25 protein-coding genes, 1 pseudogene and 1 other annotated feature are annotated in these 22,578 nt (G+C 56.1%); of the genes and pseudogenes, 23 read left to right on the top strand and 3 right to left on the bottom strand.

Annotated features, from left to right (window positions below; translation table 11 throughout):
- Window positions 1-252: 252 nt before the first annotated feature.
- The 12 genes and pseudogenes from LBO03_04795 to LBO03_04850 all read left to right on the top strand — a co-directional run bounded on the left by LBO03_04795 (window position 253) and on the right by LBO03_04850 (window position 9,146).
- On the top strand, window positions 253-2,256 hold the full coding sequence (locus tag LBO03_04795; GenBank protein MDR3348907.1) for a methyl-accepting chemotaxis protein: 2,004 nt from the start codon (window positions 253-255) through the stop codon (window positions 2,254-2,256).
- A gap of 312 nt (window positions 2,257-2,568) precedes the next feature.
- Window positions 2,569-2,718 carry a 50S ribosomal protein L33 gene (gene rpmG / locus LBO03_04800; protein ID MDR3348908.1) on the top strand — a complete coding sequence of 50 codons (150 nt, stop codon included), beginning with the start codon at window positions 2,569-2,571 and terminating at the stop codon, window positions 2,716-2,718.
- A 31-nt stretch (window positions 2,719-2,749) separates the two neighbouring features.
- The gene (gene secE / locus LBO03_04805; GenBank protein MDR3348909.1) at window positions 2,750-2,971 is read left to right on the top strand and encodes a preprotein translocase subunit SecE; all 222 of its coding nucleotides are present in this window, start codon (window positions 2,750-2,752) and stop codon (window positions 2,969-2,971) included.
- Window positions 2,972-3,013: 42 nt separating this feature from the next.
- Entirely contained in the window at window positions 3,014-3,547 is a 534-nt protein-coding gene (gene nusG / locus LBO03_04810; protein MDR3348910.1) for a transcription termination/antitermination protein NusG, read from the top strand.
- Window positions 3,548-3,559: 12 nt separating this feature from the next.
- Window positions 3,560-3,985 carry a 50S ribosomal protein L11 gene (gene rplK, locus LBO03_04815; GenBank protein MDR3348911.1) on the top strand — a complete coding sequence of 142 codons (426 nt, stop codon included), beginning with the start codon at window positions 3,560-3,562 and terminating at the stop codon, window positions 3,983-3,985.
- 57 nt (window positions 3,986-4,042) lie between these two features.
- A complete protein-coding gene (gene rplA, locus LBO03_04820; GenBank protein ID MDR3348912.1) occupies window positions 4,043-4,750 on the top strand; it encodes a 50S ribosomal protein L1 in 708 nt (235 codons plus the stop codon).
- 34 nt (window positions 4,751-4,784) lie between these two features.
- Window positions 4,785-4,928, top strand: a sequence feature (ribosomal protein L10 leader region).
- A gap of 51 nt (window positions 4,929-4,979) precedes the next feature.
- Entirely contained in the window at window positions 4,980-5,513 is a 534-nt protein-coding gene (rplJ, locus tag LBO03_04825; protein MDR3348913.1) for a 50S ribosomal protein L10, read from the top strand.
- A 74-nt stretch (window positions 5,514-5,587) separates the two neighbouring features.
- Window positions 5,588-5,956, top strand: a complete 369-nt coding sequence (rplL, locus tag LBO03_04830) for a 50S ribosomal protein L7/L12 (protein MDR3348914.1) — start codon at window positions 5,588-5,590, stop codon at window positions 5,954-5,956.
- A 259-nt stretch (window positions 5,957-6,215) separates the two neighbouring features.
- Window positions 6,216-6,569: a ribosome silencing factor gene (rsfS, locus tag LBO03_04835; GenBank protein MDR3348915.1), complete on the top strand. Its 354-nt coding sequence runs from the start codon at window positions 6,216-6,218 to the stop codon at window positions 6,567-6,569.
- The gene (locus LBO03_04840; GenBank protein ID MDR3348916.1) at window positions 6,566-7,501 is read left to right on the top strand and encodes an RNA-binding protein; all 936 of its coding nucleotides are present in this window, start codon (window positions 6,566-6,568) and stop codon (window positions 7,499-7,501) included. The genes rsfS and LBO03_04840 overlap by 4 nt, the downstream gene beginning before the upstream one ends.
- Window positions 7,473-8,603, top strand: a pseudogene (locus tag LBO03_04845) (acyl-CoA dehydrogenase). The gene LBO03_04840 and the pseudogene LBO03_04845 overlap by 29 nt, the downstream one beginning before the upstream one ends.
- Window positions 8,583-9,146 carry an electron transfer flavoprotein subunit alpha/FixB family protein gene (locus LBO03_04850; GenBank protein MDR3348917.1) on the top strand — a complete coding sequence of 188 codons (564 nt, stop codon included), beginning with the start codon at window positions 8,583-8,585 and terminating at the stop codon, window positions 9,144-9,146. Before LBO03_04845 ends, LBO03_04850 begins: the two are co-directional and overlap by 21 nt.
- A gap of 25 nt (window positions 9,147-9,171) precedes the next feature.
- On the opposite strand, the gene rsmA is transcribed toward LBO03_04850, so the two are convergent.
- The 3 genes from rsmA to LBO03_04865 are packed head-to-tail and all read right to left on the bottom strand — an operon-like array spanning window position 9,172 to window position 11,551.
- Complete coding sequence (gene rsmA, locus LBO03_04855) at window positions 9,172-10,020, bottom strand: 16S rRNA (adenine(1518)-N(6)/adenine(1519)-N(6))-dimethyltransferase RsmA (protein MDR3348918.1); 849 nt, start codon at window positions 10,018-10,020, stop codon at window positions 9,172-9,174.
- A 6-nt stretch (window positions 10,021-10,026) separates the two neighbouring features.
- The gene (gene rnmV, locus LBO03_04860) at window positions 10,027-10,572 is read right to left on the bottom strand and encodes a ribonuclease M5 (protein MDR3348919.1); all 546 of its coding nucleotides are present in this window, start codon (window positions 10,570-10,572) and stop codon (window positions 10,027-10,029) included.
- Window positions 10,573-10,594: 22 nt separating this feature from the next.
- Entirely contained in the window at window positions 10,595-11,551 is a 957-nt protein-coding gene (locus LBO03_04865; protein MDR3348920.1) for a G5 domain-containing protein, read from the bottom strand.
- 490 nt (window positions 11,552-12,041) lie between these two features.
- On the opposite strand from LBO03_04865, the gene LBO03_04870 reads away from it, so the two are divergent.
- From LBO03_04870 to LBO03_04920, 11 genes are all read left to right on the top strand, one after another.
- Window positions 12,042-12,641 carry a hypothetical protein gene (locus tag LBO03_04870; GenBank protein MDR3348921.1) on the top strand — a complete coding sequence of 200 codons (600 nt, stop codon included), beginning with the start codon at window positions 12,042-12,044 and terminating at the stop codon, window positions 12,639-12,641.
- A gap of 36 nt (window positions 12,642-12,677) precedes the next feature.
- On the top strand, window positions 12,678-13,652 hold the full coding sequence (locus LBO03_04875; GenBank protein MDR3348922.1) for a hypothetical protein: 975 nt from the start codon (window positions 12,678-12,680) through the stop codon (window positions 13,650-13,652).
- Window positions 13,653-13,677: 25 nt separating this feature from the next.
- Window positions 13,678-15,099, top strand: coding sequence for a hypothetical protein (locus LBO03_04880; GenBank protein MDR3348923.1), 1,422 nt, complete (start codon window positions 13,678-13,680; stop codon window positions 15,097-15,099).
- A 14-nt stretch (window positions 15,100-15,113) separates the two neighbouring features.
- Window positions 15,114-15,674, top strand: coding sequence for a D-sedoheptulose 7-phosphate isomerase (locus LBO03_04885; GenBank protein ID MDR3348924.1), 561 nt, complete (start codon window positions 15,114-15,116; stop codon window positions 15,672-15,674).
- 16 nt (window positions 15,675-15,690) lie between these two features.
- Complete coding sequence (gene rfaE1 / locus LBO03_04890) at window positions 15,691-17,169, top strand: D-glycero-beta-D-manno-heptose-7-phosphate kinase (protein MDR3348925.1); 1,479 nt, start codon at window positions 15,691-15,693, stop codon at window positions 17,167-17,169.
- The gene (gene rfaD / locus LBO03_04895; protein MDR3348926.1) at window positions 17,166-18,131 is read left to right on the top strand and encodes an ADP-glyceromanno-heptose 6-epimerase; all 966 of its coding nucleotides are present in this window, start codon (window positions 17,166-17,168) and stop codon (window positions 18,129-18,131) included. Before rfaE1 ends, rfaD begins: the two co-directional genes overlap by 4 nt.
- Window positions 18,128-18,631: an HAD family hydrolase gene (locus tag LBO03_04900; protein ID MDR3348927.1), complete on the top strand. Its 504-nt coding sequence runs from the start codon at window positions 18,128-18,130 to the stop codon at window positions 18,629-18,631. The genes rfaD and LBO03_04900 overlap by 4 nt, the downstream gene beginning before the upstream one ends.
- Window positions 18,631-19,662, top strand: coding sequence for a glycosyltransferase family 9 protein (locus tag LBO03_04905; GenBank protein ID MDR3348928.1), 1,032 nt, complete (start codon window positions 18,631-18,633; stop codon window positions 19,660-19,662). The genes LBO03_04900 and LBO03_04905 overlap by 1 nt, the downstream gene beginning before the upstream one ends.
- A 10-nt stretch (window positions 19,663-19,672) precedes the next feature.
- Window positions 19,673-20,716, top strand: a complete 1,044-nt coding sequence (locus LBO03_04910; GenBank protein ID MDR3348929.1) for a glycosyltransferase family 9 protein — start codon at window positions 19,673-19,675, stop codon at window positions 20,714-20,716.
- 11 nt (window positions 20,717-20,727) lie between these two features.
- Window positions 20,728-21,711, top strand: coding sequence for a UDP-glucose 4-epimerase GalE (gene galE / locus LBO03_04915; GenBank protein MDR3348930.1), 984 nt, complete (start codon window positions 20,728-20,730; stop codon window positions 21,709-21,711).
- A 115-nt stretch (window positions 21,712-21,826) separates the two neighbouring features.
- Entirely contained in the window at window positions 21,827-22,570 is a 744-nt protein-coding gene (locus LBO03_04920; GenBank protein ID MDR3348931.1) for a glycosyltransferase family 2 protein, read from the top strand.
- Window positions 22,571-22,578 lie beyond the last annotated feature (8 nt).

Consider the following 22,578-nt stretch of genomic DNA (forward strand, 5'->3'; position numbering starts at 1 on the left):
GTGGCACAAGCTACTGTGAATCATGGAACTTAATCGTGCAAAGTAAAAACTGGAACTTCTTGCAAGAGAAACTTCCGCAATGACGCTACAGTACTGGAACTTACTTTTGCAATTCACGATTATTATTTTTGAAATATTCCTATTACGAAAAATAGGTAAAATCTTTTATAATTGATAAGTAGTTAAAGATTCGCTTTTCCTGCCGGCTATGAACTTAACTGATTTTAGCAATAAAATTAGGAGGTAACGCGTTTGTTTAAGAACTTGAAAATCGGGGCGCGGATCATTATCGTTTCTTTTCTTTTGGTCGCCATATCGGTCGCCTGTACATCCGCCGCGGCGATACATTATTTTAACGATTACATAAGGAGAATCGCCGATGAAGATATAACGCGCGCCGCCGACGGTTTTAAGAAAGCCGTGTCGGACAAGATGAACCGGACTCGCGCGTTCAGGGATAAACTGACTGAAATGCCCGAACTTGCCAGGCTTATGAAAGAGAGGGATTCGGAGGGCATTTATAATTTGACTAAGCCGCTGATGGACGCGGGGGGCATAGATATTTTGGCTGTCGGCGCCGAGGACGGTGAAATTCTCGCGCGTCCTCACAACAAGGAGAATATCGGTGACAATATCATCAACAATCCGGACGTGAAACTCGCGCTTGGGGGAAATACCTATGAAATGTTTATGATTGGGATATCCACAAAGCTCGGTTACTACTGCGGCTCCCCTGTCAGATACAACGGCCGAATCGTGGGATGGCTTACGGCGGCGTTCTCGCTGGAGGATCAAAATCTGGTCGACGAGTTGAAAACACTTTTCGGAACGGAGGCCGTCATATTCGCCAATGAAACTTGCATAAATTCGACGCTGCAGGAAAACGGCAAAAGGGTTTTATCTCTGACCGCGCCTCAATACGTGATCGATCGGGTTTTGGGAGAAGGCGGGCAATATACCGATGAGTCGGATATACTGGACACTCCGTACCTGATTCAATATTCCCCCATTAAAGACCCGATGTCTGGCAAGAACATGGGTATGCTTTTCACAGGAAAATCTTTAAGAGACATGTATTCGGCGATAACATCATCAATAGTCGCGGTGGGCGTGATTTCGCTGGCGGTGCTGGCATTTGCGCTTGTTATTTCCTTCTGGCTCATGAGGATGATTTCAAAGCCGCTGAAGAGTATAGTCCAACTCACAGACAGGGGCAAAGACGGCGATCTTACGATTACACAAGAGGATTTTAATTACAAAGAAAAAAACGAGTTGGGGCAGCTTATCGAGTCGCTGTCCGGCATGATATTTTCCCAGAGGGCGGCTCTTCTGGAAGTGGTGAACACGTCGGAGACGATCACGGAAAACACGGAGACACTGTCCGCTCTCTCACGGGACAACAGTGACGCGATGGTTGAAACCAGATCGCTCATCGGCGAGGTTACGCGCCTGTGTCAAGTCAACGCGAAGGCGGTGGAGAGCGGGAAGCTGAACATATCGGAAATGGCGAACGGAGCGAATTCCGTCGCCAAGATGTCCGTCGACGGCGCAAACTCGCTCGCCAAAACAACGAAAATTTCAGAAAAAGCGGTGGAATCCGTAAACAACCTTGTTAAAAGCATTAACGTCGTTGATGAGAAAACACGGGAGAATCAGAAGAAAATTATCGAATTGTCCGGATCGATTTCCGAAATATCCAAATTCATGAATGTCATTGCGGCTATCGCGGATCAGACGAATCTTCTCGCTCTTAACGCGGCGATTGAAGCGGCCAGAGCGGGGGAAGCAGGCAGGGGTTTCGCCGTTGTCGCGGAAGAAGTCCGCAAGTTGGCGGAAGAATCGCGCAACGCTTCAAAGAGCGTGGAAGTTCTTGTGTCGAACCTAAGCGGCAACGCGCAGGCGGCGATAGCGGCAACGAAAGACTCCGTCGATATCGCCAAGCAGATAATGGCCATGGCAAATGCCGCCGTTGACGGGATATCGGCCGCAACGGCCGAAATATCCAGCGCGAATGAATCAGTTCAGGGGATCGCGGCGGTCGCGCAGCAACAAGCGGCAGAAAGCGCCGAGATCATGGGCGCGATGGAGGCGATAAACGAAAGCACGGAACAAATATCGCAAAAGATGTCGGATTTGCATACCTTGAGCGAACAGGCTTCTTCCATAGGCAGTTCAGTTTCTTCGTCTGCGGAAGATATGTCCCGTTCGGTCGAAGAAATAAGGAACCACCTTTCGCATTTCAAGATTGATGCATGATCGGCTCTCTGAACTTGTCGCCCGCGCAAACAGGCAAGCGCCGATCTGACTTCCCGCAGAGGTTAAACGGCTCCGCCAAAATTACGCAACCCGCTGAAAAGGCGCAAATCGACCCGTTTCCCGCCGGCAAACGCAAGGCGGGGCACCTTGCCGCCCGCTTTGTTGACTATGGCCTTTGTTTTCAAAGCGCGCCGCTTTTTCCTGCCGGAAATTTTCCGCGCCGGTTTTGTTGACACGCATTGTTAATTGTGATACAGTATATTAGCGACACTTTGAAAGTGGCTTTATTTTTTGATAAGCGGGGTGTGAAATATGCGCGTGGCGGTTACGTTGGCCTGCACTGAGTGCAAGCAACGCAATTATCAGACAAACAAAAACAAGAAAAACGATCCGGATCGCATCGAGATCAGCAAATACTGCAAATTCTGCAAGAAACATACCCCGCACAAAGAAACAAAATAAATCCGGCATGGCATAAGGATGTGAGCAGAGCGTGTCTGTCCAAGACAATACGGCAAATATGCATTCGATAAGCGGCGTCAAAAAGTTCCTGCGCGAAGTCAATATAGAGTTGAAAAAAGTTACCTGGCCCACCCGCCAGCAGCTTGTCGCTTATACGGGCGTCGTTGTGATCGCGGTTATGCTGGTGTCCGTATTGATTTGGATATTTGATTCCGTGTTTGCCCTAGCGTTCCGGATATTCTTAAAAAGCTGAGGAGACGGCGGGCGCTTGACCCGCTTTGCGGGGTTTTAGAAAATGGAAGCAGAAAGAAACTGGTATGTCATTCATACCTATTCCGGCTATGAGAATAAAGTTACCGCCAACTTGGAGCGGAAAATTCACAGCCTCGGCATGGAAGACGAAGTTTTCCGGGTGCTGGTGCCGATGGAAAACGAGATAGAATATAAAGACGGCAAGCGGAAAGTCAACAAAAAGAAGGTTTTTCCCGGTTATGTGCTGGTGGAGATGATCATGAACGACCGTTCCTGGTACGTAGTCCGCAACACCCCGGGGATTACGGGGTTTGTCGGGTCGGGCACCAAGCCGACGCCGCTGACCGAGCCGGAGGTCAGGCAAATTTTGCGTTCCATGGGCATGGAAGAGACAAAAAATAGGATCAACTTGCAGCTCAAACAGACGATACGGATAAGCGACGGTGCTTTTGAAGGCTGGACGGCCGTTGTTTCCGAAATCAGCGAGGAACGCGGCAAACTCAAGGTGCTCATCAATATGTTCGGGCGGGAGACTCCCGTCGAGCTTGATTTTACGCAAATAGAAACGCTTGAATAAGGAGGTGTTACAATGGCGAAAAAAGTAGCGAAATTGGTAAAATTGCAGATACCGGCCGCCAAAGCTACTCCGGCGCCGCCCGTTGGCCCGGCGCTCGGACAGGCGGGCGTCAATATTATGGCGTTTGTCAAGGAATTCAACGAACGGACGGCCAAAGACGCCGGCCTCATCATACCGGTGGTGATTACGGTTTTTGAGGACCGGTCTTTCACCTTTGTTACCAAAACTCCGCCGGCGGCGGTGCTTTTGAAGAAGGCCGCCGGTTTGGAGAAAGCTTCCGGCGAACCCAACAAGAAAAAAGTGGCGAAAGTTACCCGCGAGAAAGTGCGCGAAATCGCCCAAAGCAAGATGGCCGACCTCAACGCGTCCGGCATTGACGCGGCGATGCTCATGATCGAGGGGACGGCCCGCAGCATGGGGATTGAAATCACCGACTGACAAAGCGGCAGGACATGTGGGAGGAAAAATCCGTTATTACCACGGGGAGGCAAAACAATGGCAAAATTTGGCAAAAAGTACCAGGAAGCGGCAAAGCTCGTTGAGCGGCAGAAGCAGTACGACCCGGCCGAGGCTATCGCTTTGGCGCAAAAGACTTCGAGCGTCAAATTTGACGCGACGGTGGAGGTCGCGGTAAAACTGGGGGTCGACCCCAAATATCCGGATCAGCAGGTCCGCGGCGCGGTAGTGCTGCCCAACGGGACGGGAAAAACAAAAAGGGTGTTGGTGTTCGCCAAAGGCGACAAGGCCAAAGAGGCGGAAACATCCGGCGCCGATTTTGTCGGCGCGGAAGATCTGGTGGACAAGATAAAGGGCGGCTGGTCGGATTTTGACGTGGCGGTGGCTACTCCCGACATGATGGGATTGGTCGGGCGGCTCGGGAAAATACTCGGCCCCAAGGGTCTCATGCCCAATCCCAAAGTCGGCACGGTAACGCCGGACGTAAGCCGCGCCATCGGCGAGATAAAAGCCGGCAAGATCGAATACCGCACCGACAAAGCCGGCAATATACACGCGCCCATCGGCAAGGTGTCCTTTGAGCAGGGCAAACTGGAGGAGAACTTCGCCACCTTGATAGAAACCTTGCTCAAGGTGAAGCCGTCCGGCGCCAAAGGCCAGTACATCAGAAAGATCGTGCTTTCCTCGACCATGGGCCCGGGAATATTGGTCAATATACTGAAGGCGTCCCAAATACGCAAAGAATAGCGGCGGGCGGCATGCAGCCGCCGAACCGGCAAAACAGGGAAACCAAAACGGACCGCAGACAGCAGGCGCCTTAGGGCTTAATGATTTTATCGCCGGCCGAGGTTGAGGCAGGAAAGTTTCGCAAATTTTTGCAAACAGCAGCCTTCGCCGCCCGCGGAGGCTGTTTGGCGTTGCCGGCGCCGCGGCAAGGCGCGCCGCTTGATAAGGAAAAAGGAGGTGTCAACGATATATGGCAGTCATCAGACCCGAAAAGCAGGATCAAGTTGCTAAAATAAAGGAGTATTTGACAACGGCCAAAGGAGTTGTTTTAGCGAATTACCGCGGCATAACGGTAGCCCAGGATACGGCTTTGCGCCGCAAAGCCCGCGAGTCTGGCGTGCAGTACAAGGTGTTTAAGAACACGCTGACGCGGATAGCCGCCAAAGAAGTGGGCATAACCGGGCTTGAAGAATACCTCGAAGGGCTTACGGCAATGGCTTGGTCGGCGACGGACGCGGTTGCCCCGGCTAAGTTGCTTTCCGATTTCATCAAAGACAACAAACTCAAGTCTTATGAAATAAAAGCCGGCATAGTGGACGGCAAGACGATCGGCGCCGACGGCGTCAAGCGGCTGGCCGGCCTGCCGCCGCGCGAAGTGCTTGTCGCCAAGCTGCTCGGCGGCATGCAAGCGCCGCTTTCCGGCCTTGTCAACGTCCTGCATGGCAGTTTGCGAAAGTTTGTCTGCGCGCTAAACGCGATAAAAGAGCGAAAAGAATCCGCCTGATTTTTCTCTGTGCGCGGCAAGCACAAATATAAAATGCCGCTTTGCGCGGCCAATAATTGGAGGTATGGATAATAATGACCAAAGAAGAATTCATTCAAGCAATTGAGCAGATGACCGTACTGGAACTTTCCGAACTGGTAAAAGCCTTGGAGGAAAAATTCGGCGTTTCCGCCGCCGCCCCGGTGGCCGTGGCCGCCGTGGGGGCGGCTCCCGTGGCCGCCGTTGAGGAGCAGACGGAGTTTGACGTCATATTGACCAGCGCCGGCGCAAGCAAAATCAACGTCATCAAGGTAGTGCGCGAGGTAACCAGCCTTGGCCTTAAAGAAGCCAAAGATCTCGTTGACTCCGCCCCCAAGGCCATAAAGGAAAAGATTGCCAAAGCCGATGCCGAGGCGCTCAAAGCCAAACTTACGGAAGCCGGGGCAACGGCCGAGATTAAATGACGCGTTGACATGGCAGGGGAAAATTTAAAAGCGAAAAAGCCGGCGCCTGAAAACGCCGGCTTTTTCGCCGTATTTCTTGCGAAACCGCAGGGCGGGGTTTTTCGGAAGACGCAATTTATGGTTTTACAAATGCCTTTTTACGGGTTATACTGGATACAAAGGCAAACAATGCGGCGCATCTTTCGCGGGATGCTTAAAAACAGCCGCCGCGCCGTTTGCCGACCGGCGCCGAAGCGCGGGAAGGGTGGAGTTTGCGAAGTTGGACACTATTGCTATGGCAAAAATCGCCGCGCTGGCGGCGGATGAGAAAAAAGCCAGGGACATACTGACTTTGGATATCAGAAATTTGACAACCATCGCGGATTATTTTGTTATATGCGGCGCCGGCAGTTTTGCGCAGGCCCAAGCCATAGCGGACAATATTGAGGAGAAAATGCGCTCCGCCGGGCATGATCTTCTCCACGCCGAGGGGCGCGGACGCGGACAGGGCAACTGGATATTGCTTGATTACGGCGGCCTGGTGGCGCATGTGTTCCGGGAAGAAGACCGCCGTTTTTATAACCTTGAACAGCTTTGGGGGGACGCGCCGGTTGTGCGGACGGCGGGGCTATGAACAAAGGGGGATTTGCGCCGGGCGGAGAATATACGCTGAAAGTCGCCCGGATCAGCGACCTGGGCGCTTTCTTGGATGCCGGCACGGGCAGCTCTTCCGACGACATACTGCTTCATAAAGCGCAGCAAACGGCAAGCGTGTCTTTAGGCGAGGATGTAAGGGTCAGCCTGTACCGCGACCCCAAAGGCCGCCTGGCCGCCAGCATGAGGCTGCCCGGGCTGAAAGAGGGCGAAGTCGGCCTGGCGGAGGTCATGAGCATGACCAAGCATGGAGGCTTCGTCGACATAGGCGCGGAAAGGGGCGTTTTTCTGCCTTTCCGCCAAATGCGCGGCCGGGTGTCCGTCGGGCAGAAAATATGGGTAAAACCCTACCGCGACAAATCAGGCCGCCAAGCGGTAACCATGCTGGTCGAGGACGAGATCAGGCAAAGCGCGCAACCGGCCGCAGGCGCAAAGATCGGCGACACGGCCGTGGGGCGGGTTTACAACCAGCTTGACAGCGGGTGGCTGCTTTTCACCGCCGACAAGCATATCGCTTTCCTGCACCGGGACGAGCGTCCGGGCGCGCCGCCCGCGATGGGCGAGGAAATTTCCGGGCGGGTAACTTTCGTGCGCCCGGACGGGCGCCTGAACATATCGCAAAAACAAATAAAAGAAGTGGCCATGAAAACCGACGCGCAAAAAATAGAAGGGTTCCTTGTTGCGTGCGGCCGGCGCATGCCTTACGGCGACGATACGCCGCCGGAAATCGTCAGGGAAAAATTCGGCCTGAGCAAGGCGGCCTTCAAACGCGCGCTGGGGCAGCTCATGAAACAGGGACGGGCGCGGCAGGAAAAAGGCTGGACGGTTTTAGTGGGCGGCGGGGAAGCCGCCAATAGTCATGATGCGAAAGGATGCGTTGACCATGTTTTTCAGGACAAGCAAAGAGCATGAGGCTTTGCGCGCCAAGGTCCGGGAATTCGCGGAGGCGGAAATAAAACCGGCGGCGTTCGCGCTGGACAAAGAAAACCGCTTCCCCGACGAGGCCGTGCGCAAACTGGGCGATTTAGGGCTGCTGGGCATACCGTTCCCCAAAGGGTACGGCGGCGCGGGTCTTGACATTATAAGTTACGCCATAGCGGTGGAAGAGCTTTCGCGGGTTGACGGCGGCGCGGGCGTTATTCTTTCCGCGCATGTTTCGCTGGGATCCTGGCCGATTTTCGCCTATGGCTCCGAAGCGCAGAAAGAAAAATATCTTGTCCCTTTGGCCAAAGGCGAGAAATTGGGCGCTTTCGGCCTTACCGAGCCCAACGCCGGCAGCGACGCGGGCGGAACCGAAACTACCGCCGTGCCGGAAGGCAGCCATTACGTCTTAAACGGCGGCAAGATTTTTATAACCAACGCGGGCAAAGCCGGCATCTATGTTGTTTTTGCCTTAACCGCGCAAAACAAAGGGACGCGCGGCATCAGCGCGTTTATCGTGGAAAAGGGCTGGCCGGGCTTTGCCGTCGGCGAACATTACGACAAAATGGGCATCCGTTCTTCCGCGACCGCCGAGTTGATTTTTAAGGACGTAAAGGTTCCGAAGGAAAATCTTTTGGGCAAGGAAGGCGACGGATTCAAGATTGCCATGGCGACCCTTGACGGCGGGCGCATCGGCATCGCCGCGCAGGCGCTCGGCATCGCCCAGGGCGCTTATGAGAACGCTTTGGAATACGCCCGAAAGCGCGTCCAATTTGGCAAGCCGATCGCGCAGCAGCAGGCCATATCCTTCAAACTGGCCGACATGGCCACAAAATTGCGGGCGGCGCGGCTTTTGGTCTACAGCGCGGCCGAGCTTAAGGAAAACCACGAGCCGTACGGCATGGAGGCCGCCATGGCCAAACAATACGCATCCGACGTTTGCCTTGAAATCGTCAACGACGCGCTGCAAATTTTCGGCGGCAACGGCTACCTGAAAGGCATGGAGGTCGAGCGCGCATACCGCGACGCTAAAATCTGCACCATTTACGAAGGCACGAACGAAATTCAGCGCATGGTGATCGCCGCCCACATCATCGGCAAACCGCCCAAAACCGAGCCGGCCATCGGCAAAAAAGAAGCGACGGCGACCGGCCCTCGCAAAAACATTATCTTAAAAGGCGCTCCGGCGGAGGAACTGGCCAAGGAACTGGCGAAACGGCTCAAAGCGGACGGGTGCGAATTTAATGCAAGCGCCGATATTGACGCGCCCATTGCCGGGGCGGAGCGGGTAGTCGCCGTGGGCAAGGGCATCGGCGACGCGAAAAATCTTGAACTGGCGAGAAAGCTGGCCGCGCGTGCCGGCGCCGCCCTGGGCTCCTCCCGCCCGGTGGCCGAATCGCTCCGCTACTTGCCGCTTGACCGTTATATTGGCATGTCCGGGCAGATCTTCAGCGGCAAATTGTATATAGCCTGCGGCATTTCCGGTGCCATACAGCACTTAAAAGGCATAAAAGACGCCGGCATCATCGTGGCCGTCAATAACGATCCCGACGCGCCTATTTTCAAAAATTGCGACTACGGAATAGTCGGCGACCTGACAGAAGTGCTGCCGCTGCTTACCGCCGCGCTGTCCTGAAAGGAAAGGGCTAAACTGCCGGCCTTTACCGCCACTTCGCGAAAGTGTTTTCAAGGCGGGCGAAATCTTCCAAGGAGAGGGTTTCCGCCCGCCTTTGCCCGTCTATGCCGGCGGCTTTGAGCCAGGCGGCGGTTTGTTCCGGCGTAAGGCCCATGTTCCGCAAAGAATTGGCGGCGATTTTGCGGCGCTGGGAAAAAGCCGCCCGCACTATTTGGAAAAACAATGTCTCGTTGCCGACGTTCAGCGCCGCCGGGCGCTTTTGGCAAACGACGACCGCCGATTCCACGGCCGGCGGCGGGACGAAAGCGTCCGGCGGCACGGCCAGCACAATCCGCGCGTCCGAACGGTACTGCACGGCCACCGACAGCGCGCCGTATGACCTGCCGCCGGGCGGGCTGACCATCCGCCCGGCGACCTCGCCCTGCACCATTACCACCAAGCGTTCCCAAGCCAGGCCGCTCTCCAGAAAGCGCATGAGGACGGGAGTGGTTATATAATAGGGGAGATTGGCTACTACTTTGAAGGGCTCTCCGTTGGTGGCTTTTTCCAGGTCGGCCTTTAATATGTCCTGGTAAATCACCTCAAAGCAAGCGTATTCTTGTTCCAGTTTGGACAAAAGGGGCGCGAAGCGGCGGTCAAGCTCCACCGCCAGCACTTTTTTGCAGCCGCTTCGCGCCAGATGGCGGGACAATCCGCCCAGCCCCGGCCCTATTTCCAGAATGAGGTCATCGGGCTGCGGCTGCGCGGCGGCAACGATATTTTGCAGGGCCGTTTGGTCGGAAAGAAAATTCTGGCCAAGTTTTTTGTCCGCCCGAAGCCCATGCCGCCGCAAAGTTTGCTGGATTTCGCCGCTGTTTGCCAAACGCGCCTTCACGCCGGGTTACTCCTTCAGGGCGGCCAGCGCCTGCTCAAATTCTTTTAAGGCGATGCCGTAATTGTTCAGCCTATACAAAAAAACCTTGGCGTTGGCGTAGCCGATGCCCAGCGCTTTGCCTAAGGCGGCGCGCCTTTGCGCCGCGTTTTCCGTTCCGGTCAAATTGTGCGCGAAGATGTCCGCCATGGAAAAAAGCGTCCCTTTGGCCTGCGTATGCGTGCGCGTTTTCGCCAGGGCGGCCAGAATGGTTTTTGCCGAAGCGCGTTCCACGCCGACGTCGCCCGCCGCCGTGGCGTCTTCTTTGGCGACAAAAGCCTGGCCGGCGTTGGGGAATTTTGCGGTAAGTTTTTTTCTGATCCGCTCGCCGGCGCCATCCGGGTCGGTCAGTATGATTATGCCGCGTTTTTCGTAAGCTATCCGTATTTTTTCCATTGCCGCCCCGTTCAAGGAAAACCCGCCGGTTATGAGCACTTCCGCGTCCAGCGCGCGCAGTACCGCCGCCCGGTCGTTTTTCCCCTCGACTACGATCACTTCTTTAAGCATGGCCTTCATTTCCCTTAAAGCCGCCGGATTTTTATTCCAAAATATAGACCTTCACTCTCCGGCGCCCGAATTTTATCGCCTGCGCGGTGCTTTCCATGCACAAATCTATCCGGTTGCCGACGATGGCGCCGCCGATGTCGGCGGCGATGGCCTGCCCGTAGCCGGCAACGTAAAGGCGCGTCCCTAACTTTATGACGCCGGGGTCAACCGCCGCTACCCCGTAGCGCGCCGGTATCCCCGTTTTGGTTATGCCGGTGCAGCCCTCGTCCCAGGGCGTGTAAGCGGTGGCTTCCATGTCCAGCGTTTTGATAAAGCGCAACTGCCCGCGCGAAGTTTGGACGATATTGGCATCGCCCACCGCTACCAGCTGCTCCTGCGGTATTTCCACAATGGTCTCCGCCAGGACTTCCTTTTCCGTCCCGCCGCCGGGCCGGGCGGTTATTTTGGTCAAAATCTTTTTTTTGCCGTTGACGCCCGCTTTTAATACGGCTTTTTCGCCGAGTTCCATGCGGTCGTCGTATTTTTCCACAACTTTATAGGGTATTTGCTGTACATCTTCCAAGATTTTCTCGTTCGAGCGCAAAAGCACCACGTTCATGCCATCCGCCGGCTTTGCGCCGCCGGAGGGGAAGATTTCCCTGCCCCTTAGTCTGACGCCGGCTTTCGCCAGAGCTTTTTCCAGGGTCGCCTGCCCGGTCCGGATGACTTGGCGCCCGCCGTCGGCGAAAACCACTATGTCCACGGCGCGCGCAAGCTCAACGACATTGCCCTTGGGCAGGATGAAAGCGTCGCCTTCGCCTACGGTGAAGCCCGCCGCTTTTATTATGTCGGGAATCGTTTGCCAGCGGTAAACGGCCACCGTTTTTTCCCGGCCGTCCGCCCGTACGGAATATTCTTCTTTTTGCAGGGCAAAAAAGGCGGCCGCCGCGATAGAAGCTATAACTATGCAGGTTGTTTTGAAATAACGCATAGAGGCAATCTTTTGCATTTTTTCACCCCCTCGGATCAAATTCGGTCCCCCGCGCCCCCAATAAAAAGGGCCGCGCTGTCCCGTTGGGCGAAACGCTTGTTAAAGCGCGGGAAAAGCGTTTTTGCGCGGCGCGGGATTAAAATTCCGGTGGGGTTGACGCCCCACCGGAATTTAGCCTACGTCCCATTATACACAAGGCGCGGGAAAAAGTCAAACGAGCGGCCGGGCGCGCTAAAGCGGCGCAGGGCGTCGGGGCGGCCGCTCGGCAATAAATTTGCAATATCTTTGTGTCTTTGCTGTTATCGGCTTGAATATGTGGTAAAATATGTTTGGGGGAAGCTCCGCTAACTGTTTGCGGCACTCGTCGGATGTTTTGCCGCCCGTGGGCCGCGCCCGCAAGGCAGATGCCGCCGGGCGGGAAATATCCCGCCTTCGCCGGCAGTTGCCGGGGGCTTCCTGCGATGCGGCAATGAACGTGAAGGATAAAACTTTGGAGGTATTTACTCAAATGAAACAAATGCGGATATTTCTGTGCGGCTTGTTTTTGCTGATGTTTTCCTTGCAGGCCGCCGCAGCCGGCGCGGCGCCGCGCGCCGCGAAAAAAGCGAAGGAGTCGCCGGCGCGCTTTGCCCGCGTGGCTATCTTGCCGGTCATCAATTTACAGGAAGGCATTGACTATGCCAATACGATCGTTTTTCAAAAAGCGCTGGAGGTTTTTACCTATCCCGATTATGAAATATACGACAGCGATCGCCTTTACAAGGCGCTTGAAGAAGTCGATTACTACGAAGCCGGCAAGTCGGGCGTCAGCGAGGCCATGCTGCGGACGGTCATGGAAAAAGCCGGTCTTGACATGATTGTCATGATAAAACTCAACGAGCTGTCCCAGGGATTTTATCCTTACGGCAAGGAGTCGCAGGAAGAGCTTACTATAGACTTGGACGTTATGGCGATCTTTGATTGGCGCGAAAAAATAGTGAACACGCACATAAAGGAAACGAAAACGGCCGAATATGCCGTCATCATGAAAACGGACTGGAAGTTGCGCGAATATAGGAACGCGGTCAGCATACAGTTGGATAGAATAGCCAAACTGGGCAAAAAATAATACGGGCGATAACGCGCAAAGGAGTGGATGCCGCCGATGAAAAGATTGTCAATTTGCCTTCTCGCGCTTTTGTTTTGCTTTACCGCCGTTGTTCCGGCTTTTGCCGAAGAAGAAACGGCGGTCGGCAAGATAAGCGAGGTGGAACGGATCCTTTACGGCACGGAACAGAAAGGTTCGCTGGTGGAACGGACCGACAGCATAGAGGAGGACATAAACGGAAGCGTTACCGACGATGCCATCCTGACGCGAATAGACAGGATACATTCCTACGTCAAGGGCAGGCCCAACGCTTCGGCCGCTTCTTTTTTGATCAAGCTGAATATGATCGAATGGGCTTTTACCAAGAATTTGTCCGAAGGGCCGGCCAAAAGCCGGCTGGAAAACACGGAAAAACTTCTGAACGGACGTCCCGGCGTAGGGGCCTTGGATGATCGCATAAGCGTCCTCATGGCCATGGTTTTTCCCGGCGGGGAACTCGAGGTAAAGGAAGTCGTCCTGCCCAAGGATACGTTGATAAAAATAAGCATAGCGCAGGCGCTTGACAGCAAATCCATCCAAGAAGGGGACAAGGTGCGTTTCCGGGCGGAGGACAGCATATACATCGGCGATGTGCTGGTCATTCCCAAGGGCGCCTTGGGCAACGGCGTCGTAAGCAAAGTGTCGCGGGCGCGCAATTTTGGGCGCAACGGCAAAGTGGAGATAGATTACACGGACATAAAGATGATCGACAACAACGAGGCCTTTCTGGTTCTCGGGAAATTAGCCCGGAAAGAAACGGAAAACATGGCCTACGCCGCAGGCGCCAGCGTAGCCGGCATGATAATTTTAGGGCCGTTCGGCGTCATCGGCGGCGCTTTTGTCAAAGGCAAGGAATACCGTGTGCCCGAAGGCGCGCTTTTATATGTGCAGACCAGGGAAGACGCCATAGCAAACGGAGTGGTCATGCCGGAAGAGTTGAAGGCGGCCGACAAGGAGCAAAGCAATTTCTCGGGAGACGGCGGCGGGCTTTGAGCGGCGGCAAACAGAAGCGGGCCCTATGATTATGCGAAAAGCGGATTTTTTCCCTGAACACAAGACATTGCTTAAAGCGGCGCTCTTTTTGGTCGCGCTGGTCTTTTTGCGCGGCCAGGGCGGTGCGGCTGCCGCGAAGAAGGCGGCCGCGCCGCCGATTTCGGTCTTGGCCGACCGCGTCCATTATGACAACATCTCCGGCGACATTGTCGCCGAAGGAAACGTGCGCGTCCGCCAGGGCGACCAGCTCGTTACGGCGGAACGGATCGAGGGCAACGCCAAAACCAAAGACGTATGGTCCAAAGGCCCCGCCCAGTTTGCCGGCAGCCCGGCGACCGCTTTGGAGGGGGCGTCCGCCGCTTACAATTATGAAACGGGGTTCGGGCGGATAGACGGCGTTACCGGCAAAACCGGCAGCCAATTCATAGCGGCGGACATAGTGGAAATAATGCCGGGCAAGCTGGAGGGGCAAAACGCCCTCATCAGCCGCTGCGATGCCGTATCCCACGCCAAATGCCAGCACATCACCGCGAAAAAGGTGGAGATTTGGCCGAACGACAAGATGATCGCCTATGATGTCGATTTGTATATATTGGGGAAAAAATTGCTGCACCGCAAACGCTACGTCGTTTCCCTGCGGGGCGGCGGCGACAGCAACGTGCCGAGACTTGGCTACAATAATGACGACGGCTTTTATATCAGGCACAGGATAGCTTATCCCTTGGGCAAAAACCTGACGGTGGGCGGCAATGTCTTGCTGTCGAGTTCTACCGGCGCCCGTTCCCGGGGCTGGGTGGAATATACGCTGGAAAATCTGCGCGCCGAGTACGCTTGGGGCTATGTGCAGGACGGGGACGACGACTGGCTGAAACAGGAAAACAACATCAGGATCTCTTACGGCAACAAGCTCTTCAAACTGCCTTTGCGCTACCGCCTTTGGGCGGAACGCGGATTGTGGAAGGATTCTCGCAAACGGAGCTGGCACAAGGACATAGGAGCTTATCTGTCGCTTAATCCGATCTTTTTTGACCGGCGGCGTACTTTTTGGCTCACTTTGGGCGGCGGCTACCGCAAGGTCAGCGAAAGTTACCTTAGCATCAACGCGGACGAATCGCGTTACGATGCCGGGCTCCATAAAGTCATATCGCCTAATTTTACCGTCGGCGTTTTATATTCGGACGTGAAAAATCTTACGGACATTTTTGACTACAACAGGACGGATGTCGCTAAATCCTTGACCTATACGCTTGACGTGAAATTTGACCGGCTGAACAAAGTAACCTTTTTGCAGCAATATGACCTCTCGAACAACCGGGTGTACAAAAACCGGGTAACTTACACCCGGAAGCTGCATTGCTGGGAGGCGGTCATCTATTACGAGCGCGAACGCCCGCTTGGCGGCCATTATAACAACCGGCTGCATTTGGAACTTAATTTGGCGATATGACCGGGGGCGGCTATATGCGTGTTGACATAGAAAAGCAAATTGCCGAACACCAAAAAGTAATGACGCTGCTAAAAAAAACGCTGGCCGGGGAAATAGAGGCGGCCGCCCGGATAGCCGCCGGGGCGCTTAAAAAAGGCAACAAGCTCCTCTTTTGCGGCAACGGCGGCAGCGCCGCCGACTGCCAGCATTTGGCGGCCGAATTTGTGGGGCGTTTCCGCAAGGAGCGCAAAGGCCTGCCCGCCGTGGCCCTGACCACGGATACTTCCATCCTGACGGCGGTAGGCAACGACTATGGTTTTGAACGGATTTTTTCGAGGCAGGTGGAGGCACTGGGCGTAGAAGGGGACGTGCTTTTCGCCTTTTCCACCTCCGGCGACAGCCCCAATGTCCTCCTGGCCGCGGAAGCGGCGCGGAAAAAGGGACTGCGCGTCGTTGCCCTGACGGGCGGGAACGGCGGCAAGTTGAAGGCGGCCGGCGAAATATGCCTGAACGTGCCGGCGTCTGCCACCGCGCGGGTGCAGGAAGGGCACATGCTGATAGGGCATATAATTTGCGCCCTGCTGGACGATTATTGAGGGTTTGGCGACGAAAATGAAAGACAAAGAAACAATATGGGAATTTTTGACGCAAAAGGCCGGCCGGCTGAAAATAGCGGTCATAGGCGATCTTATGCTTGACTGTTATTATTACGGCAGCGTAGGGCGCATATCGCCGGAGGCGCCCGTGCCTGTCAACAAAGTCCTGCGCGACGCCCGCAACCTTGGCGGCGCGGGCAACGTGGCCGCCAATCTCGCCCGCCTCGGCGCGTCCGTATACATGTGCGGGGTAACGGGGCAGGACGAAAACGGCACTAAACTGTTGAGCCTGCTTGACGCCAACAATATTGAAAAAAGCGGCGTCCTTTGCGGCAACGGACGCAAAACTACCGCCAAGCTGCGGGTGATTGCGGCCGGCCAGCAGATGCTGCGGCTGGATTTTGAGGAAACGCAGGATTTAGGCGCCGAGGAAGAAGCTAAGTTGCTTGGCTGGTTTGACCGCCTGCTGGCGGACGGCGTTGACGGCGTAATCATCTCCGATTACGCCAAGGGGCTGTGCACGCCGTCTTTTTGCCGCCAGGCCATAACGCGCGCGGCAAAGCGCAAAGTAGCGGTATTGGTCGATCCCAAGGGCTATAGCTGGGAAAAATACGCCGGCGCCGATTTTATAACGCCCAATGTCAAGGAATTGGGCGAGGCCACGGGCAAAAACCTTGAAAACTTGACCGAGGCGGTGAGCGCGGCGGCGGCAGAGGCGATAAATAAATATAAAGTGAAATCCGTCCTGGTTACCCGTTCGGAAAAGGGCATGACTTTTGTGGCGGCAAAGGAAAGTTTCACCGTGTCGGCGACGGCGCGCGAAGTATATGACGTGTCCGGCGCGGGCGACACGGCGGCGGCCGTGCTGCTCCTGGCCGCGGCGGGCGGGCTGACGGCTAAGCAGTCCGCTTTTTTGGCCAACGAAGCGGCGGGCGTCGTCGTGGGCAGGGCCGGCACGTACGCCATAAGCCGGGATGAACTTTTAGGCGCCCTGGCGTCGCAAAGATACAAAATGGAGGGCAGCCGCCCGCTCACCTGGGCGGAAGCGGAAAAAGCGGTCGATGCCTGGCGGCGCGCGGGCGAACGGATCGTGTTTACTAACGGCTGTTTTGACATACTGCACGCTGGGCATGTCGTTTATCTGGAAAAAGCCGCGCGGTTGGGCGAGCGGCTGGTTGTTGGCCTGAATTCCGATTCTTCGGTCAGGAAACTCAAAGGGAAGGCGCGCCCCCTCGTGGCGGAAAATGACCGGGCGCGCCTGCTCCTGGCCTTGTCTTGCGTAAGCGCGGTAGTCGTGTTCCCCGAAGATACGCCGGCTAAACTTTTGGAACGGCTGAGGCCGGACATACTGGCCAAGGGCGGCGATTACCGGCCGGAGGAATTGGCGGGGCGCGAATATGCCAAAGAAACGCGGATAATTGATTTTGAGGAAGGTTATTCTACCACCGGCTTGATCGAAAAAATCGCCGGCCTGGTCAGGGAGGGCAATTTGTGATAATAGTTACCGGCGGCGCGGGATTTATCGGCAGCAATTTAGTCCGCGGCCTGAACGACAACGGGCGAGGCGACATACTGATCGTGGACAATTTGTCCAATGCCGCCAAATGCCGCAACCTATGCGGGTTGGACGTCATGGATCTATCAGACAAGGAAGATTTTGCCGCCGACCTTAAAAAAGGCGCATTCAATTATGAAGACATAGACGTTATCTTTCATCAGGGCGCCTGTTCGGACACAATGGCGGAGGACGGCCGCTACGTGATGCGCAACAACTACGAATACGGCAAGCAGCTCCTGCATTTTTGCCTTGAGCGCAGGATACCTTTTATTTACGCCTCTTCCGCGTCTGTTTACGGCGACGGCAAAAACGGGTTCAGGGAAAGCAAAGAATGTGAGCAGGCGCTCAATGCTTACGCCCTGAGCAAGCTTTTTTTCGACCGCTACGTGGAGAGGCTGCTGCCCCGGGCCCACAGCCAGGTGGTCGGGCTCAGGTATTTTAACGTGTTCGGCCCGCAGGAGAACCACAAGGGCAAAATGGCGTCCATGCTTTACAAAATGTACCGGCAGATGCGCGCGGGCGGCGCGCTGCAACTGTTCGCCGGGACGGACGGATACGGCGACGGCGAGCAGCGCCGTGATTTCATCTATGTGGCGGACGTGGTCAAAATCAATCTTTTTTTCTGGCGCGCGGCCAAAACCAGCGGCATCTTCAATTGCGGCACAGGCGAGGCCAATACCTTCAACGCGCTGGCCAAGGCCGTGCTCAAGCATTTCCAAAGCGGGCGGGTGGAATACGTCCCTTTCCCGGAAGAGCTTTCCGGCAAGTACCAAAGCCATACCCGGGCCGATACCGCCAAGCTCCTGGCCGCCGGCTATGACGAAGGGTTTGTGCCGCTTGAGCGGGCGGCCGCCGAATACTGCCGCCTGCTTGACGCCTCGGACGGCTATTTCCGATGAAGCCGGCGGTTTTTTTCGACCGCGACGGCGTACTCAACGTTGAAAAACACTTTGTTTATAAACGGGAAGATTTTGAATGGATGCCCGGCGCGGCCGAGGCGGTCGGACTTTTGAACAGGCTCGGCTACCATGTTTTTGTGGTTACCAACCAAAGCGGCGTGGCGCGCGGCTTTTACCGCATGGAGGACGTGGCCGCGCTGCACGGTTTCATGAACGGGGAACTGGCCGGCTGCGGCGCGAAAATCGACTCTTTTTACGTTTGCCCGCACCATCCGGCTTTCGGCCCCCCCTGCTTGTGCCGCAAGCCCCGGCCCGGCCTGCTGCTGGCGGCCATTGACGAATACGCCGTGGACAAAGAAAGGTCGTTCCTGATCGGCGACAAGGATACCGACATCGAGGCGGCGGCCGGCGCCGGGATAAAAGGCTACCTTTTTCAGGCCGGCAACCTTTGCGAAAGGGTCAAAACCATATTGCGAAAACAAAACCGGGAAAAAACCTGATGAAAACATACCGGAACATATTAGTGATAAAAATGAGCGCGCTCGGCGACATAATACACGCCCTGCCCTCGCTTTACGCCTTGCGCCGGCTTTATCCCGGCGCGGGGATCACTTGGCTGGTGGAGCCGCAGTTCGCCGATATCCTCCCGGGGGCGCCTTATATAGACGAAAAATTTATTTTTCACAAAAATGCGCTGAAAAAACTGCCGTTTTGGGAAAAAATCGCCTTTTTGCGGCGCTTGCGCGCGGATTTGCGCCGCCGCCGCTTTGACCTGGCAATTGATTTGCAAGGGCTGTTCAAAAGTTCCCTGGTCGCTGTTTTGAGCGGCTGCCCCAACCGCATAGGTTACTGCGAGATGCGCGAGGGGAGCTTTCTCGTAACCCGCCCCATATACGGAAAAAACAGCAAAGGCCACGTCGTCCAGCGTTATCTTGACGTTATACGCTCCTTGGGGGAGATACCGGAGGAAGTGGTGTTCCCCTTGCCGGACTTTAGCCGGGAAGCGGCTAAAATGCGCGATCTTTTGGCGCAAGCGGGCGCCATGGGCAAATTGGCCGTATTCTTCCCGGCCGCCGGCTGGTCCAGCAAAGAATGGCCGCCCGGGCACTACGCGCGCCTGGCGGAAAAATTCGCCGCCCAAGGCGTGTCCGTGGCGTTGGCCGGCGGCGCGGCCGACGTCGGCAAAGCCGAAAAGATAAAAAAAATGGCCGCGCCTTTGGCGATAATTGATTTCACGGGCCGGACCACCCTAATCGAACTGCTGGGCTTGGTCAAACAGGCATCCATCTGCGTGGGCGGCGACACCGGCCCTTTGCACATCGCGGCGGCGGCGGGCGTGCCGACCGTTTCCCTGTTCGGCCCGAGCAGCGGGCAAAGGGCGGGGACCTACGGCCCTTTGAATAGCTATATCAGCGCCGGCGCGCCTTGTTCGCCCTGCTTTAAAAGAATCTGCCCCCGCCGTGAATTTGTCTGCATGCCGCGCATCGGCGTTGGCGAAGTATTCGCGGCCTGCGAAAAAGGCATGGTTTGACGGGGGAAACATGAAAATAAACGAAGCTGGGAACATCATAGTTACCTTTTTAATGCAGTTAGGCGACCTGGCGCTGACCACGCCCTTTTTGCATGCCTTGCGCCGGGCGGCGCCCCAAGCGAAAATCTCCTATCTGATCGATGAAAAGTGGCTGGACGTAATAAGCGAAAATCCCGACATAGACGAAGCGCTGACCGTTGACCGCAAAGGGCGGGACAAAAGCCTGCCCGCCCTCTGGCGGCGCGCGGCCGGGCTGCGCCGCCGGCCGTTTGACCTTCTCATAAACCTCAACCCGAGCGAACGCTGTTCTTTCCTGGCGGCTTTCAGCGGGGCCAAATATAAAACGGGTGCCGTCCACCGCCTGTTCAGCCTGTTTTTTGACCGGCCGCTGCGGCTTGACCGCAGCCTCCACGCCGCCGACATGTACCTTGACCTTCTGCGGCGGCTGGGAGTCCCCGCGCCGGCCGGCGCGGGGCTGAAAATAATCCCGCCGGCGGCGGGGGAAGAGGCGGCGGCGGCTTTTTTCGCCGAGAGCGGCATAGCGGACGGGGAAAAACTCGCCGGCTTTAACATTGGCAGCGCTTCCGCCGCCAAACGCTGGCTGCCGGAAAGATTCGCCGCCGTAGCCGAACACCTGGCGGCTAAAGGCTTTAAGCCGGTTTTTTTCGGCAGCGCCGCCGAACTGCCCATAGCAAAAGAGGCCGCCGCCCACATGAAGGCGCGGCCGGTCATGGCGACCGGCCGCCTGACGGTCGGCGCTTTGATCGCCGCCATCAGGCGGATGGACATTTTCGTTACCAACGACAGCGGCCCCATGCACATAGCGGCCAGCCAAAAAGTGCCGCTGCTGGCCATATACGGCCCGTCCAAACCGGAACTTTACGGCCCTTACAAAGCGGGGCGCGCGATAGTGCTGCGGGCGGACCCGCCCTGCCCGGGCTGCCGGGACAGGATGAAACATCAATGCCCGGACATGCGCTGCATGAAGGACATAACGGCGGAGCGGGCGGCGGCCGCCGCCGACGAACTGACGGGCCATCCGGCAAAAATTTAGAGAGGTGCAACATGCCGATATTGGTTTCGGGCGGGGCCGGCTACATAGGTTCCCACGCCGCCTGCGCGCTGCTGGAGGCGGGGGAGCGCCCTGTCGCGCTGGACAACCTCTCCACGGGGCATCGGGCGGCGGCGCCCAAAGACGCCAAACTCTATGTGGGGGACCTGCGAGACCGGGGCTTTCTGCGCCGGGTATTCGCGGAAAACGACATTGAAGCGGTTTTTCATTTCGCCGCCCGTTCCCTGGTGGGCGAAAGCATGCAAAAGCCTTTGCTTTATTTTGACAACAATGTTGCCGGCATGCTTGCCCTTCTGGAGCAAATGGCCGAAAGCTCCGTGGACAAAATTATTTTTTCCTCCACCTGCGCGGTCTACGGCGACAGCGGCAAGGAAGCGCTCGACGAAACCTGCCCGGTCGCGCCGCAAAGCGCCTACGGGGAATCCAAGGCCATCATGGAAAACATGATGAAATGGGTGGCCATGGCCGGCAAAATAAGCTACGTGTCCCTGCGCTACTTTAACGCCGCCGGCGCCAGCCGGTCATTGCCCATCGGCGAAGACCACCGCCCGGAGACGCACCTTGTCCCGCTGGCCTTAAAGTCCGCCCTCGGGCAGCTTCCCCAAATCAACATCTTCGGCGCCGATTACGATACGCCCGACGGCACCGCCATCAGGGACTACATACACGTGGAAGACATAGCGGCGGCGCATTTAAAGGCGCTCAATTATTTGCGGGCGGGCGGAAAAAGCGCGATTTTTAACTTGGGGCGCGGCACGGGCTATTCCGTGCGGCAAATAATTGACATTTGCCGCGCGGTAACCGGCCTTGACATAAAAACCGCTTGCGCCGCGCGCCGCCCGGGCGATCCGCCCCGCCTGGTAGCCGGCGGCGCCAAAGCGGAAAAGGAACTCGGCTGGCGGCCAAAACGCGCGATAGAGGACATAATCGCCACCGCCTGGGAGTGGCACAAAAAGCGCCCCGGGGGGTATGGATAAAGCCGCTGTCCCGACGTTTTGCGTAAAATTCCTTTATAGGCCATTGGCCGGCTGAACATGAAAATTCCGGCTGAAAGCGAACGGCTGCTTTAGGGCGGGGCAAGGGGGCTGCTATATGGATTTATCGGTTGTAATATTGACCTTTAACGAAGAAAGGCACGTTGCGGAAACTATCGCCAGCGCCCGGCAGGTAGCGGAAGAAATAATAGTCGTCGATTCCGGCAGTACGGACAAGACGGTTGAAATGGCGCGGGCGGCGGGCGCGAAAGTTTTTTTCCGCGCCTGGGACGGCGACTTCGCCGCCCAGCGCAATTTCGGCACGGAACAGGCCACGGCCGATTTTGTCTTCCATTTGGACGCCGACGAAAGGATATCGCCAGAACTGGCCGCTTCCGTCAAGCAAGCGGCCGCCGGCCATGAGCAAAAGATTTTCGCTTTTTATCGAAAAAATCTGGTGTTTGGCCGTCTTTGCCAATATGGGGAAATGAAACCCGATATAGTAAAAAGGCTTTATCCGCGCGCCGGCGCCCAATGGGAAGGCAAAGTGCACGAGAACTTGCGCGGCAGTTTGCCGACGGCTATGTGCAAAGGCGCGCTTTACCATCGCACTTATGAAGACTGGGAACTGTTTCTCAATAAAGTGAACAAATATACCACCATTTGGGCGGAGGCCGCGAAAGGGAAAGGCAAAAAAACTTCGCTTGCCGCCGCCGCAGGGCATGGCTTTTTTGCTTTTTTCAAAGGATTCGTAATTAAACGCGGCTTCCTGGGAGGCTTCCCCATACTGGTTACCTGCTGCATGCACGCTTTTTACACCATGCTGAAATATCTTAAACTCTTTCAGATCCAAGACAAATAGAAGGGGAT

Source organism: Acidaminococcales bacterium (assembly GCA_031290885.1).
Lineage (GTDB): Bacteria > Bacillota > Negativicutes > Acidaminococcales > JAISLQ01 > JAISLQ01.